Genomic DNA, 12,161 nt, shown 5'->3' on the forward strand with positions numbered 1-12,161 from the left:
CCCTGAATATTACCGCTGGGAGCAATGGTTCTTCACTAAGTTGATGGATAAAGGCTTAGTTTACAAAAAAGAAGCTGAAGTTAACTGGGACCCAGTTGACCAAACAGTTCTAGCTAACGAACAGGTTATCGACGGTCGCGGCTGGCGTTCAGGCGCTTTAGTTGAGCGCAAAAAGATTCCTCAGTGGTTCCTAAAAATCACAGACTACGCTGATCAGCTTCTAGAAGATCTTGATAAACTAGATGAGTGGCCTGAACAAGTTCGTACCATGCAGAAGAACTGGATCGGCCGTTCTGAAGGCGTTGAACTTATGTTTGACGTTGAAGGCTATGGTGAACTAGAAGTCTTCACCACTCGCCCAGACACTTTGATGGGTGTGACTTACGTTGCCGTAGCAGCTCAACACCCTCTAGCGCTAAAAGCAGCTGAACAAAACTCAGAGCTTGCGACATTTATCGAAGAGTGCAAAAACGTCAAAGTTGCCGAAGCAGATATGGCAACGATGGAAAAGAAAGGCATGGCACTTGGCATCACAGCCATTCACCCGCTTACAGGTGAAGAAGTTCCAGTCTGGACTGCAAACTTCGTATTAATGGATTACGGCTCAGGTGCAGTTATGTCTGTACCTGGCCACGATCAGCGTGACTGGGAATTCGCAACAGCATACGGTTTGGATATCAAACAAGTTATCCGCCCACTAGACGATGAAACCGTAGACCTAAGCGAAGAAGCTTATACAGAGAAAGGCGCGCTTGTTAACTCCAGCAACTATGACGACCTTGAATTTGATGTCGCGTTTAAAGCTATCGCTAACGACCTTGAAGCTAAAGGCAAAGGCAAAGTTACCGTTAACTTCCGTCTTAGAGATTGGGGGGTATCACGCCAGCGTTATTGGGGGGCTCCAATCCCTGTCATCAACTGTCCTAGCTGTGGTGCGGTAGCAGTACCTGAAGATCAACTACCGGTTGAACTGCCTACAGACGTTGAGTTTGATGGTAGCGGCTCTCCTATTAAGAAAATGGAAAGCTTTATTAATACCACATGCCCTAGCTGTGACGGCCCTGCTGAGCGCGAAACAGACACTTTCGATACCTTTATGGAATCGTCATGGTACTACGCTCGCTATGCTTCACGCAGTAGTAGTGAAGCGATGTTGGAGCCGGAAAAAGCAAACTACTGGCTACCTGTAGACCAGTATATCGGTGGTATCGAACACGCGATTCTTCACCTTTTATACTCACGCTTCTTCCATAAGCTCATGCGTGATGAAGGCTTGCTAGACAGTGACGAGCCTTTCAAACGGTTACTATGCCAAGGCATGGTTCTCGCGGATAGTTACTACTACGAAGACGAAAAAGGTGGCCAAGTTTGGGTCGCTCCTACTAATGTAGACATCAAAACAGACGATAAAAGCCGCGTAATTAGTGCAACTCACCGTGAAACAGGGAAAGAGCTTCAGCACGACGGCATGTCTAAAATGTCAAAATCTAAAAACAACGGCATTGATCCTCAAGTGATGATCGATAAATACGGTGCTGACACTGTCCGCTTGTTTATGATGTTTGCTGCACCGCCAGAGCAATCTCTAGAATGGTCTGATACCGGTGTTGAGGGTGCTCACCGTTTCCTAAAACGTTTATGGAAGCAGGTTCATGATCACCTAAATGTTGGCGGATCCACTACAGCCATCGACAAAGCAAACCTGACAGATGTACAGAAAGAGCTTCGCTTAAAAGTACACGCGACTATACAAAAAGTATCTGACGATGTTGAACGTCGCCAAACGTTTAATACCGCCATTGCTTCCGTGATGGAACTATCCAACACCATCGCTAAGTTCGTTGACATTAGCGAGCAAGGCCGAGCAGTTATGCAGGAAGCGTTAGAATCCGCTGTTCTACTACTCGCGCCAATTGTTCCTCATATTAGCCATCAGCTATGGCAAGAGTTAGGTAACAGCGATGATGCATTGACCGCTGACTGGCCAATCGTTGACGAGTCTGCCTTAGTGCAGGACACGATACAGATGGTTGTTCAAGTTAACGGTAAAGTTCGTGCCAAGATCAACGTAGCAGCTGATGCAGATGAAGATGTCGTATTGCATACGGCTCTCGCTGATGAAAATGTACAAAAGCATATGGCGGACAAGACAATTCGTAAAAAAATTGTTGTACCTGGCCGCTTAGTTAATATCGTTGTAGGCTAAACGCGACCTGTTAAGGAGTAATCATGATCAAGCATTGGAAACAATTAACGGGCAATATCGTCATTGTCATGGCTGTATTTAGTCTGTTAAGCGCCTGCGGTTTTCAGCTTCGAGGTGCACAAGATGTATCTGAAGATAAAAAGCTGGTCACCCTAATTGCAGGAAATGCTGATCAACAACTCCTTAGCAGCTTACGCCAGAATATGAAATTTAACGGCATCCGCGAAGTCAGCGGTGCCGATTATCAAATTCGTATTCTTGATTCCCGTTACAAAAGGCGTGCAGCAACTATTAGCAGCAATGCTGATGTGGATGAGTATGAGATCTCTGTAGAGGTCAAAATACTCATAGCCAACAAACAGGGCCAACCGCTGACGAATGATATTAACATCCAACGCGAGCGCATCTACTCCTACGACAAAGATGCCGCTGCGGCAAGTTCGAAGCAGGAAGAGCTGCTGCGTAAAGAGCTGTATAACTCTATCGCGCAAACTATTCTTCGACGCTATCTAGCGACTAAGCCTGCACAGTAAAAGCGGCCAATGAAGCGACAATGAAACTGCGCCCCGAACAACTGAGCTCTCAGTTAAAAAAAAGTTTATCACCGGTATATTTGATTACCGGAGATGAACCTCTCATCTCTGAAGAGTGCTCAGACCTAGTTCGTATCAATCTACAACAACAGGGCTTTAGCGAACGCGAAGTCCTTCATGTAGATGCCAAATTCAGCTGGGAATACCTGCTCGAATGCGCCAACGCACTATCTCTATTCGCTGAAAAAAAGATTATTGAACTACGCTTAGGTAGTCAGAAGCTAAATAAGAAATCCAGCGAGATCCTACAAAGCTATTTAGCTAACCCTTCCCCCGATAATATTTTATTAATTACCGCTGACAAGATAGATGGCAACGCTAAGAAAAGCGCTTGGTTTAAAGCGGTTGATAAAAGCGGTGTCGTTGTAGAAATTTGGCCGGTAGAAGCTGAGCAGCTGCCTAATTGGATCAGACAGCGCGCAGCCCAAATTGAGCTACAACTTGACGAAGAGGCGATACAGCTACTTTGCGATCGTATTGAAGGCAATTTACTTGCAGCGAAACAGGAGCTGAGTAAGCTCAGTTTACTTTTCCCTCGCCAAGTCGTAACCGCTGATGATGTAATTGACTCAGTATCTGATAGCTCAAGATACGATATTTACGGCCTTACCGACGCTGCGCTTAACGGACAAGCACCCCGCTGCTACAAAATACTCCAAGTTCTTAAACAAGACGGCACCGAACCTCCGATCATTCTGTGGGCCTTATCCAAAGAACTTCGTACCCTTGCAGCAATACAACAAGCGCAACAAAACGGACAATCATTTGATGCAGTCTGTCAGCGTGAAAGGATATGGGGTAAAAGAAAGCCCTTAGCCCGAAAAGCCGCTCAACGTCTATCTACCCAACAAATCAATACGGCACTGAAACAGTGTGCGGAGGTTGATAAAACCGTTAAAGGGATGGCGATTGGAGATGCGTGGCTTTTACTATCTTCTATTGCGCTAACTTTAGCTGGCCAGCCGTTAGATCATCTAAATACAATAACGAGCTAACCGTCTATTCAATAGTCGAAATTCAAGCCTCTATCATTTGTGAACACCGAGCACTTAGCTATACTTCTTATATATCAATGAGATAATTGCAATATGCGATACATAAAAGTAAGTGCACTCTTTCTATTCTCTGTATTCCTACTGGGTTGTGATAACGAAATACCGCCTGAAAGGATGAAGTCAGGAGAAGACCTATACAATTATTACTGTAAAGACTGCCATATGAGAAAAGGCCCTGGCGCCTATATGGAGCATTATGCTGGAAGCAAACCAATGAAGCCCTACAAAATACTTTTGTTGATTAAGTATGACTTCAAAAAAGGCCAACACAGCATGCCTACTTTTAAACAATTATCTGATAAGCAAGCTGATGCACTGGCCGAGTACATTATAGAACTGCAGAAAGCCAAAATAGAGAGTCGTTAAAACTGACAAATAGCCTAAAACTTTACACTTGGCGGTTATAGATACGGCTGATACTGTGCCTGTATCGCTTTTAGATCACTTTCATAATCACCTGTCGTTTTGAAGCTCCCTAATACGCCGCCCACCTTGTTCTTATAATCAATAAAACCCAACACAATAGGAACATCTGCCCCATGAGCAATATGGTAAAAGCCGGATTTCCAGTGAGGCACAACTGATCGAGTCCCTTCAGGCGACATCATGATACGCAGTTCATCAAACTGAGAAAAAGCCTCTACAGTAGCGCCCACCATATTTGTGGACCGTGAACGGTCAACAGGAATACCTCCCATCCAACGCATCAGCCCACCAAATGGGAATTTAAAAATGGAAGCCTTACCCATCCAATTAAGCTGAGTATTAAACGCAAAGGCGAGCATTAGACTGAACGGCATATCCCAATTCGTTGTATGAGGCGCAGCAATCATCACGCATTTTTTAAACTCTTTAGGCACCTCACCTTGGACTTTCCAGCCGAGCAACTTTAGTACCGACAATGATATAAAGCGTAAAATAGGATAGACAACGGGGGTTGAGAACATGGTTTTATGCTGCATAGCGACTCCCCAATACAGATACGCACATATGATATTTAGTTTGACTCAACAGCAATTATTTTAGCTTTACCATCAGCGGTTAGATTAAGGTCCAAACTAACTCTATACCAGTCAAATGAGATATCTACCTCACTAGCATCGATTGACACCTGCCATTCTTGATCACCCATCTGCCAATCAACCTGTGCAGTTTCCCCACGTAACTCTCTTTCCTTAAAACGGAAAGCACAGAATCCTTCAGGGGCCACTTGCTTACAGACTATCTTACTGCGTGTAGACAACACCTCGATTTTAACGCTAGTTAAAGTCTGATTAGATAGATTGACAACGTTGACCTGATCAAGCTGAACTGGCCCTCTTAAAGGCTGTGCATTCTGAGCACAGCCAACTAAAACGAGTAAAGTAAGAGCGATCAGTAATTTAATCATAGGATTGGTATCACGAGCGACCTATAAAGAGTTAAAAACAGTTACCTTCCTAAGCTACACCTAATACCCAAGCCATTAAAGGAATCCAAGTATCTTTTACTCTTTTCACTACCAAAAAACTGCTAGAAATAGCTCAAGCTTCCGTGACTGACACTCTATATAAAGCAGTCGGCGCTAATCTACGTACTGATGCACGACCTCTGTCGCCCACTTAATATTGTCATGCAAAGGACAGCGCTCACATACCTGATCAAGAAACACCTGTTTCTCCTGATCATTTAAATCAGCATCAATATGCGCTTCTACTCTTACCTGCTGAAACCCTACACGATCATCCGTTGATTGCCCCATTAACCCCTTAGGATTAAGGTCAGCTTCAACCTTAATTTCCATCGAGCGCAGATTAATTTTTTGCTGACCTGCAGCAATACGTCCAATACTGCCAATACAACCCGCTAAGGAAAACAGGAAAAATTCCAATGGAGTAGGACCTTCATCTGTACCGCCACTTGCCCGAGGTTGATCAATGGTGACTTTATGATCGCGAATATCTGCGCGTATAGCCCAACCTTCATTCATATTAGCGGTAACAGAAATTGTTTTTGTACTCATAATGAACCTTAAAACCATTAAATTAGGCAAATCTAATATATAGAATTTCAAAGTTAAACGGTAAGATTAAAAAGCAATAAAAAAGGCCGTTATAAGAACGACCTTTGTGTAAAACTACTAGGCTAGAAAATTAACCAACCTTCTCACCTTTAGCTTGTAGATCAGCATGATAAGAAGAACGTACTAATGGACCACAAGCGGCATGGGTAAAACCAAGCTCTTTTGCTATACGTCCAAACTCATCAAACTCCTCAGGAGTCACAAAACGCTCAACTTTAAGATGATTACCACTCGGCTGTAGATACTGGCCAATAGTCAACATATCAACATCATGGGCACGAAGATCCTTCATCACCTCGATGATTTCCTCATTTGTTTCACCAATGCCCACCATCAAACCTGACTTAGTACGTACCTCTGGGTTCTTCGCTTTATATTTTTTCAATAAGCGTAAGGACCATTCATAATCAGAGCCGGGACGAACCGCTTTATATAAACGCGGTACCGTCTCCATATTATGATTCAATACATCTGGAGGAGTTTCGGTCAGAATATCAATCGCGATATCCATGCGCCCACGGAAATCGGGCACCAAAATTTCCATCTCGATCGTAGGTATTTGCTGACGTGTCTCGCGTACACAATCTGCGAAATGCTGCGCGCCACCATCACGAAGATCATCACGATCTACGGAAGTCACCACTACATAACGAAGCCCCATATCTGCGATAGCGACCGCCATCTCATAAGGCTCATTCTTATCAAGCGCATTAGGGCGGCCATGTGCCACATCACAGAATGGACAACGGCGCGTACAAATGTCCCCCATAATCATGAATGTTGCAGTACCGTGGCTGAAACACTCACCAAGGTTCGGACAGCTAGCTTCTTCACAAACAGAGGATAGCTTGTGCTTTCTCAGTTTATCCTTAATACGTTTAACTTCTGCACTTGAACCCATTCGAACACGCAACCAATCTGGCTTACGTGGCATATCGCTTTTCTCAGTAGGGATCACCTTAACTGGAATACGATCGACTTTGTCAGCACCACGTAATTTTACGCCCTGCTGTACACGCTTTTTAGCTGTCGTTTGTTTTTTTTCTTCAGACATTTAGGCTCAATCCAGTGTGTTTAGCCGAGTAACTTCTGAATACCCGAGCTTGCTTATCAAATTAGTTAGTAAACGCTGGGTAGCGTCGACCTGATCAAGATCATCTACCAGCATTCCTAACTGTGTCATCGCCATGCCAGCATAACCGCATGGGTTTATTCTTAAAAACGGCTCTAAATCCATCGAAAGATTTAATGCCAGCCCATGAAATGAGCAACCGCGTCGAACCCTTAAACCCAACGAGGCTATTTTACTATTATCAACATACACACCCGGCGCATCAGGCTTAGCATAAGCATTCACCTGATACTCAGCCAATGTATCAACAATAGCGTCTTCCATAATCGTGACGAGTTCACGAACACCCATTTTCTTTCGTTTCAAATTCAACAAAAGATAAATGATTGCTTGCCCAGGCCCGTGGTACGTTACCTGTCCACCACGGTCAACCTGAACCACTGGAATGTCTCCAGTGCCTAGCAAGTGCTCAGCTTTTCCAGCTTGGCCTTGAGTAAAAACAGGCTCATGCTGTAACGACCAAATTTCATCTGCATCAGTCTCGTCACGCTCATTAGTGAACTGCTGCATTTTATGCCATGTAGGCTCGTAGGGCTGTAAATCTAGCTCACGTACAATCAGCTGAGAAGATGTCATCAAATTACCATTTTTACGCGATCAGAAGCGATCAATGCTTCATGCAGAGCAGAAAGCTGCTCTACACCTTGCGCAGTAATCGTAAATCTTACTGACTGAAAATTGCCATTGCGACTATCTTGCACTGTCACTGTTGATAGGTCTAAATCAGGCACATGAACTTGAACAGTTTCAATAACAAACCCACGAAAGCCTTCGTCATTCCTACCGACAACCTTTATAGGGTAGTTAGGGCAAGGAAATTCAATTTTAGGTGCTTCTTGCTGCTTACCAGTCATCTTTACTCTACCAATAACTACCGACCCGTCATCAGCTTACGCTGAACGTCGGTAAATAATTCAAACATTTTTTGCCACACAGGGCCCTTCTGACCATTGCCAATCTGCTGACCATCAATCTCAATAACGGGAACAATACCCCGGGTTGAACTAGAGACCCAAACTTCATCTGCTGACAACAGTCGATCATAATCAATATCACTCTCTTGAAACTGTATGCCATGCTTATCCGCTAGCTCAAGAATAAGCTCACGGGTGATACCCCCTAAAATCTCAGAACTCCGCTTAGGGGTATACAACACACCACGCTTCACAATAAACAAGTTACAGGCAGAGCCTTCGGTTAGTTTTTCGTCGCGTGAAAACAGTGCCTCTTGCACACCTTCATCTTTCGCTTGCTGTAAAACCAATATATTAGGCAGTAAGCATGTTGATTTAATATCACATCGATGCCAACGAAGGTCTTCTGTAACGATCGCCTTTAACGACACCACATCATCAACACCAGCCTGCCAAATATCTTTTATTTCTGTGCAGCATGCAAAAACTGTGGGCTGTAGAGAATCATCATAAGCATGACTACGCTTACCCGCACTTCCCCGAGTCACCTGTAGATAAACAGAAAGATTTCCCCCTCCATTTTTACTCACAAGCTGCTCTAATATTCCAACCCAATCCTGATCATTCTGTATGCGTACCGCTCTTAAACTGTGATTCAAACGGCCAATATGCTCATCAAGGCGAAAGCCGACTCCCTGATAAAAAGGAATCACTTCATAAACGCTATCACCAAAGAGAAAACCTCTATCGAAAACAGAGACTTTAGCTTCCTGCTCCGGTAAAAACTCACCGTTAAGATAAACTATATTCATATCACCTAAACGCAAATACCCGCATCTACTCAGTAAATGCGGGCATCCTTGCAATTATCAAAGGGGCTCCGACTAAAGAGAAGCCATCTTTGACGCATTAACCAATCAAGCTAGTAAAAAAAAGCAAAATTGCATGCCAAATTCGTTTTAGCAATCCAGCTTCAGGAATCGCATCCATCGAGACTAGAGGGACTTCCGTCACCAACTCACCTTCTAAAGTAACTCGCACTTTGCCAAGTTCTTGCCCTTTAGCAATCGGTGCAGTAATAACTCGGTCTATATCCATTGTAGCTTGTAATTTATCCGCTTGGCCGCGAGGAATAGTGACAGATAATGATTCCGTCACTCCCATACGCAGTTGATCACGCGTACCCGACCACACTTTTGCGGTATTTAAGACCACATCATTTTCATAAAGCTTGTGTGTACGATAATAACGGAATGCATAAGAGAGTAATTTCTGACTTTCACGGGCACGTGCTTCTTCATCTTTAGTACCCAATACAACTGAAATCAGCCGCATACCATCACGTTTAGCTGAAGCGACCAAACAATAGCCTGCGGCATCGGTATAACCTGTTTTCAAGCCATCAACGGTTTTATCACGCCAAAGCAATTTATTACGGTTTGGCTGACGAATTTTATTGTAGGTAAAGTACTTCTCCGAATACATTCCATAATGTTCAGGGAAATCCTGAATAATCGCTTTTGCTAAAACCGCAAGATCAAAAGCAGACGAGATATGACCCTCCCCAGGAAGACCTGTCGCATTCAGAAAGTTGGTATTCTTCATACCAAGTAAACGGGCATGCTGATTCATTAGATCCGCAAATGCCGCTTCACTGCCTGCGATGTGCTCTGCTGCAGCCACTGATGCATCATTACCCGACTGGATAACGATTCCTTTCATCAGGTCACCTAAGCGCACTTGAGTACCCTCACGGATAAACATTCGAGAGCCCTGAGTTCTCCAGGCCTTTTCGCTCACTAGAACTAAATCTTCTTCGCCCACATTCCCTTTGCTTAGCTCATACTCAAGAATGTAAGCCGTCATCATCTTCGTCAGACTAGCAGGCGCAAAACGAGTGTTCTCATTACGAGCAGCAATCACCTTTCCCGTGTCCGCATCGATAACCAGATAAGCTTTAGCGGCAATCTGTGGCTCCGCTGGAATTAAGCTCGTCGCAGCACCGGCACTGAGCACTGAAAATGCAAAAAATAATGTACAGAAAAACTTTGAAGCCTTATTAAACATTGTCATCCAAACTGGTTAAAGAGATCTGCTGACCTGTACACATACCCCTATAAGAGGTAACAAGGTACTGACTGATCTCATCGTTATTTAAAGTCCACTTATACGCCGTGAATTACTCTACTTAAGCAATCAAGGGAAGTCTACAATACGTGGGTTAGCATAGCCCATTTGTTCCACTTGCTGGACTAAACCGGATAAAGAAGTAGTACTCTTTAGCGGTCCGACCTGCACTCTATGTAATTCGTGCCCTTGGCTATTTTTTACAGGGCGAATAATGACGGCAAAATCCGTCAGTAAAGGCCGCAGTTGGCTTTCAACATATTCAGCTGCTGAACGTGTAGAATACGCACCTACTTGTAAATACCGCCCAGTCACCGATGGCTGGACAGCATTTGAAGCTGGCGCCACTACAGCACCTGTCTTTTGCCAAGCACGTGGATCAATCGCTTCAATACGGACATTCGCCGTACCTTTACTCAGCATATCTAATCTAGAGGCCGCCGCATAAGACAGATCAATCATTCTATCTCCATGGAAAGGTCCACGATCATTTACCCTTACAACAACCTGACGGTTATTATCGACATTGGTCACCTTCAAGTAGGTAGGTAAAGGTAAGGATTTGTGAGCAGCGGACATTTTATACATATCATAGACTTCACCATTAGATGTTTTATGTCCATGAAACTTGCGACCATACCAAGAAGCGGTACCTGTAGCGACATATCCCTGCGCGTTGGGCATCACATAATACTGTTTGCCGAGTACAGTATAAGGGCTTTTATTTCCGCCCCTACTTTTAGGTTCAACTCGAGGAACAGCATCTTTTACACGAGACACATCTACAGGCCGTTCCGGCGCTTTATCATGCTTCATCGAGTAGCGCCCGCTATTACTGCCAGTTGAAGAACACCCGACCAACATAACGATAAATGCAAAAACCAATAGTTTGTTTAACATTATCTACTCTTAATTTTTGTTAGCCGTAGTAACAGATTTGTCATAAGCCATTTTAATCTGTTCGCTCAAGCGATAAACAGCCATCGCATAAAGTTTGCTGTGGTTATAACGAGTTATCACATAAAAGTTATGCAAACCTAACCAATATTGTTCATCCTGACCTAATTCTAAACGCATTAAAATAGCTTTTTCATCGGGTAATAAAGTCAGCTGCGGATCCACCCCCCGCTGCTGCCAATCGGCGAGTGTAAGTTCAGGAATTAGTCCCGCACGACCTTTACTAAGCCAAGCATCATCTACTTTCTGACTAAACGAAACACCACTGATAACGGGTTCACCTGGCGTCCATTTATGCTCTGCAAAATAATTAGCTACGCTGCCTATCGCATCTTTCTTATTTGCCCAAATATCTCTTTGACCATCTTGATCAAAGTCGATTGCAAAGCTTCGATAGCTTGACGGAATAAATTGACCAAAACCCATCGCGCCAGCATAAGAACCTTTCAGCGCGGTAACATCAACACTCTCTTCTCTAACCAATATTAAATATTCTTTTAATTGGCCTAGAAAAAAATCACTACGGCGCGGGTAATCAAACCCTAAGGTCGCTAATGCATCGAGTACTCGGTAGCTACCCATAATCCGACCATAACGAGTTTCTACACCAATAATAGAAACAATTATTTCCGCTGGTACCCCGTAAGTTTTTTCAGCTAAAGCCAAGGCCTCTTTATTTTCTTTCCAAAACTGGACGCCTTGATTAATACGCTTCTGACCTAAAAATATCTTTCGGTACTCGCCCCAAGTTAGGCTTTTTTCTGCTGGACGTGAGATCGCTTTTAGAATGGACTGCTGTCGCTTAGCTTGGCCGAGTACATCTTTAACATAAGCCTCATCAAAACCTTCGGCTTTCATATCTTCAATAAATTGTTGAGCGCGAGGGTAATCTACATATGACCCAGCCCCTACAGGAGCCGCTATAGCAGGAGTTGAAGTGAGTTTAACCTTAGACGATGACTTGTCTTTACTACTGTTTTCAATCTGTACAGCAGGTTCTGCTGCGTTCTTCTCAGCGGTTGCTGAACAACCGGTTAAAACTAAGCCCGCTGTCACAACTGCGGTAAATAATGAACATGGTTTCATTCCTGAACCCTCAACAAAAAATAGACACA

14 protein-coding genes are annotated in these 12,161 nt (G+C 43.9%); 4 read left to right on the forward strand and 10 right to left on the reverse strand.

Features of this window, described 5'->3' with window-relative positions; all coding sequences use genetic code 11:
* The 4 genes from leuS to B4K11_RS08130 form a co-directional block, all read left to right on the forward strand.
* On the forward strand, nucleotides 1-2,206 hold a 2,206-nt coding region (gene leuS / locus B4K11_RS08115; RefSeq protein ID WP_292959319.1), incomplete at its 5' end, for a leucine--tRNA ligase.
* 23 nt (nucleotides 2,207-2,229) lie between these two features.
* Nucleotides 2,230-2,739 carry an LPS assembly lipoprotein LptE gene (gene lptE / locus B4K11_RS08120; protein WP_292952213.1) on the forward strand — a complete coding sequence of 170 codons (510 nt, stop codon included), beginning with the start codon at nucleotides 2,230-2,232 and terminating at the stop codon, nucleotides 2,737-2,739.
* A 20-nt stretch (nucleotides 2,740-2,759) separates the two neighbouring features.
* On the forward strand, nucleotides 2,760-3,794 hold the full coding sequence (gene holA, locus B4K11_RS08125) for a DNA polymerase III subunit delta (protein WP_292952210.1): 1,035 nt from the start codon (nucleotides 2,760-2,762) through the stop codon (nucleotides 3,792-3,794).
* 93 nt (nucleotides 3,795-3,887) lie between these two features.
* Nucleotides 3,888-4,220: a c-type cytochrome gene (locus B4K11_RS08130; RefSeq protein WP_292952207.1), complete on the forward strand. Its 333-nt coding sequence runs from the start codon at nucleotides 3,888-3,890 to the stop codon at nucleotides 4,218-4,220.
* 35 nt (nucleotides 4,221-4,255) lie between these two features.
* On the opposite strand, the gene B4K11_RS08135 is transcribed toward B4K11_RS08130, so the two are convergent.
* From B4K11_RS08135 to mltB, 10 genes are all read right to left on the reverse strand, one after another.
* Entirely contained in the window at nucleotides 4,256-4,816 is a 561-nt protein-coding gene (locus B4K11_RS08135; RefSeq protein WP_292952204.1) for a lysophospholipid acyltransferase family protein, read from the reverse strand.
* 35 nt (nucleotides 4,817-4,851) lie between these two features.
* Entirely contained in the window at nucleotides 4,852-5,244 is a 393-nt protein-coding gene (locus B4K11_RS08140) for a hypothetical protein (protein ID WP_292952201.1), read from the reverse strand.
* 174 nt (nucleotides 5,245-5,418) lie between these two features.
* Nucleotides 5,419-5,856 carry an OsmC family protein gene (locus B4K11_RS08145; RefSeq protein ID WP_292952198.1) on the reverse strand — a complete coding sequence of 146 codons (438 nt, stop codon included), beginning with the start codon at nucleotides 5,854-5,856 and terminating at the stop codon, nucleotides 5,419-5,421.
* A gap of 130 nt (nucleotides 5,857-5,986) precedes the next feature.
* Nucleotides 5,987-6,970, reverse strand: coding sequence for a lipoyl synthase (gene lipA / locus B4K11_RS08150; RefSeq protein WP_292952195.1), 984 nt, complete (start codon nucleotides 6,968-6,970; stop codon nucleotides 5,987-5,989).
* 6 nt (nucleotides 6,971-6,976) lie between these two features.
* Entirely contained in the window at nucleotides 6,977-7,624 is a 648-nt protein-coding gene (lipB, locus tag B4K11_RS08155; protein ID WP_292952192.1) for a lipoyl(octanoyl) transferase LipB, read from the reverse strand.
* Complete coding sequence (locus B4K11_RS08160) at nucleotides 7,624-7,902, reverse strand: YbeD family protein (protein WP_292952189.1); 279 nt, start codon at nucleotides 7,900-7,902, stop codon at nucleotides 7,624-7,626. Before B4K11_RS08160 ends, lipB begins: the two co-directional genes overlap by 1 nt.
* A gap of 17 nt (nucleotides 7,903-7,919) precedes the next feature.
* Nucleotides 7,920-8,774: a D-amino acid aminotransferase gene (locus B4K11_RS08165; protein WP_292952187.1), complete on the reverse strand. Its 855-nt coding sequence runs from the start codon at nucleotides 8,772-8,774 to the stop codon at nucleotides 7,920-7,922.
* Nucleotides 8,775-8,871: 97 nt separating this feature from the next.
* Nucleotides 8,872-10,035 carry a D-alanyl-D-alanine carboxypeptidase family protein gene (locus B4K11_RS08170; protein WP_292952184.1) on the reverse strand — a complete coding sequence of 388 codons (1,164 nt, stop codon included), beginning with the start codon at nucleotides 10,033-10,035 and terminating at the stop codon, nucleotides 8,872-8,874.
* A 123-nt stretch (nucleotides 10,036-10,158) separates the two neighbouring features.
* Complete coding sequence (locus tag B4K11_RS08175; protein WP_292952181.1) at nucleotides 10,159-10,989, reverse strand: septal ring lytic transglycosylase RlpA family protein; 831 nt, start codon at nucleotides 10,987-10,989, stop codon at nucleotides 10,159-10,161.
* A 9-nt stretch (nucleotides 10,990-10,998) separates the two neighbouring features.
* Nucleotides 10,999-12,132 (reverse strand): lytic murein transglycosylase B, encoded by a 1,134-nt coding sequence (mltB, locus tag B4K11_RS08180; protein WP_292952178.1) that lies wholly within the window; start codon nucleotides 12,130-12,132, stop codon nucleotides 10,999-11,001.
* Nucleotides 12,133-12,161 lie beyond the last annotated feature (29 nt).

The organism is Neptuniibacter sp. UBA6509, from assembly GCA_002435145.1.
GTDB lineage: Bacteria > Pseudomonadota > Gammaproteobacteria > Pseudomonadales > Balneatricaceae > Neptuniibacter.

Bases quoted from the DNA above. Each gene is read 5' to 3' on its own strand.
- lptE (WP_292952213.1), top strand. From the start codon at position 2,230: ATGATCAAGCATTGGAAACAATTAACGGGCAATATCGTCATTGTCATG.
- holA (WP_292952210.1), top strand. From the start codon at position 2,760: ATGAAACTGCGCCCCGAACAACTGAGCTCTCAGTTAAAAAAAAGTTTA.
- B4K11_RS08130 (WP_292952207.1), top strand. From the start codon at position 3,888: ATGCGATACATAAAAGTAAGTGCACTCTTTCTATTCTCTGTATTCCTA.
- B4K11_RS08135 (WP_292952204.1), bottom strand. From the start codon at position 4,816: ATGCAGCATAAAACCATGTTCTCAACCCCCGTTGTCTATCCTATTTTA.
- B4K11_RS08140 (WP_292952201.1), bottom strand. From the start codon at position 5,244: ATGATTAAATTACTGATCGCTCTTACTTTACTCGTTTTAGTTGGCTGT.
- B4K11_RS08145 (WP_292952198.1), bottom strand. From the start codon at position 5,856: ATGAGTACAAAAACAATTTCTGTTACCGCTAATATGAATGAAGGTTGG.
- lipA (WP_292952195.1), bottom strand. From the start codon at position 6,970: ATGTCTGAAGAAAAAAAACAAACGACAGCTAAAAAGCGTGTACAGCAG.
- lipB (WP_292952192.1), bottom strand. From the start codon at position 7,624: ATGACATCTTCTCAGCTGATTGTACGTGAGCTAGATTTACAGCCCTAC.
- B4K11_RS08160 (WP_292952189.1), bottom strand. From the start codon at position 7,902: ATGACTGGTAAGCAGCAAGAAGCACCTAAAATTGAATTTCCTTGCCCT.
- B4K11_RS08165 (WP_292952187.1), bottom strand. From the start codon at position 8,774: ATGAATATAGTTTATCTTAACGGTGAGTTTTTACCGGAGCAGGAAGCT.
- B4K11_RS08170 (WP_292952184.1), bottom strand. From the start codon at position 10,035: ATGACAATGTTTAATAAGGCTTCAAAGTTTTTCTGTACATTATTTTTT.
- B4K11_RS08175 (WP_292952181.1), bottom strand. From the start codon at position 10,989: ATGTTAAACAAACTATTGGTTTTTGCATTTATCGTTATGTTGGTCGGG.
- mltB (WP_292952178.1), bottom strand. From the start codon at position 12,132: ATGAAACCATGTTCATTATTTACCGCAGTTGTGACAGCGGGCTTAGTT.